Origin of the sequence: Pseudomonas sp. NPDC089422 (assembly GCF_044749405.1) — a bacterium.
GTDB lineage: Bacteria > Pseudomonadota > Gammaproteobacteria > Pseudomonadales > Pseudomonadaceae > Aquipseudomonas.
On the sequence record NZ_JBIVHW010000030.1, the window covers coordinates 3443 to 4927 of the forward strand.

Sequence of the window (1485 nt, forward strand, 5' to 3'; positions counted from 1 at the left end):
TTCAAGGCCGAGAGCTGATGACGAGTGCTCATTAGAGCGCGAAGTGGTTGATGCCATGCTTCCAAGAAAAGCTCCTAAGCTTCAGATAACTGGGAACCGTACCCCAAACCGACACAGGTGGTTAGGTAGAGAATACCAAGGCGCTTGAGAGAACTCGGGTGAAGGAACTAGGCAAAATGGCACCGTAACTTCGGGAGAAGGTGCGCCGGCGAGGGTGAAGGACTTGCTCCGTAAGCCCATGCCGGTCGAAGATACCAGGCCGCTGCGACTGTTTATTAAAAACACAGCACTCTGCAAACACGAAAGTGGACGTATAGGGTGTGACGCCTGCCCGGTGCCGGAAGGTTAATTGATGGGGTTAGCGCAAGCGAAGCTCTTGATCGAAGCCCCGGTAAACGGCGGCCGTAACTATAACGGTCCTAAGGTAGCGAAATTCCTTGTCGGGTAAGTTCCGACCTGCACGAATGGCGTAACGATGGCGGCGCTGTCTCCACCCGAGACTCAGTGAAATTGAAATCGCTGTGAAGATGCAGTGTATCCGCGGCTAGACGGAAAGACCCCGTGAACCTTTACTATAGCTTTGCACTGGACTTTGAATTTGCTTGTGTAGGATAGGTGGGAGGCTTTGAAGTGGGGACGCCAGTTCTCATGGAGCCATCCTTGAAATACCACCCTGGCAACTTTGAGGTTCTAACTCAGGTCCGTTATCCGGATCGAGGACAGTGTATGGTGGGTAGTTTGACTGGGGCGGTCTCCTCCCAAAGAGTAACGGAGGAGTACGAAGGTGCGCTCAGACCGGTCGGAAATCGGTCGTAGAGTATAAAGGCAAAAGCGCGCTTGACTGCGAGACAAACACGTCGAGCAGGTACGAAAGTAGGTCTTAGTGATCCGGTGGTTCTGTATGGAAGGGCCATCGCTCAACGGATAAAAGGTACTCCGGGGATAACAGGCTGATACCGCCCAAGAGTTCATATCGACGGCGGTGTTTGGCACCTCGATGTCGGCTCATCACATCCTGGGGCTGAAGCCGGTCCCAAGGGTATGGCTGTTCGCCATTTAAAGTGGTACGCGAGCTGGGTTTAGAACGTCGTGAGACAGTTCGGTCCCTATCTGCCGTGGACGTTTGAGATTTGAGAGGGGCTGCTCCTAGTACGAGAGGACCGGAGTGGACGAACCTCTGGTGTTCCGGTTGTCACGCCAGTGGCATTGCCGGGTAGCTATGTTCGGAAGAGATAACCGCTGAAAGCATCTAAGCGGGAAACTTGCCTCAAGATGAGATCTCACTGGAACCTTGAGTTCCCTGAAGGGCCGTCGAAGACTACGACGTTGATAGGTTGGGTGTGTAAGCGCTGTGAGGCGTTGAGCTAACCAATACTAATTGCCCGTGAGGCTTGACCATATAACACCCAAGCAATTTGCTCATGCAGATTGCGGTGGTGAAGATGATACGAACCGAAAGTTCGCAACCACAAATTCACATATCCG

General features: G+C 52.9%; 1 rRNA gene (running past one end of the window). It reads left to right on the forward strand.

The features are described from left to right. Positions 1-1399 (forward strand): 23S ribosomal RNA (locus tag ACIPZ8_RS27970); it begins 1571 nt to the left of the window's first position. The last annotated feature ends 86 nt before the right edge of the window (positions 1400-1485 follow it).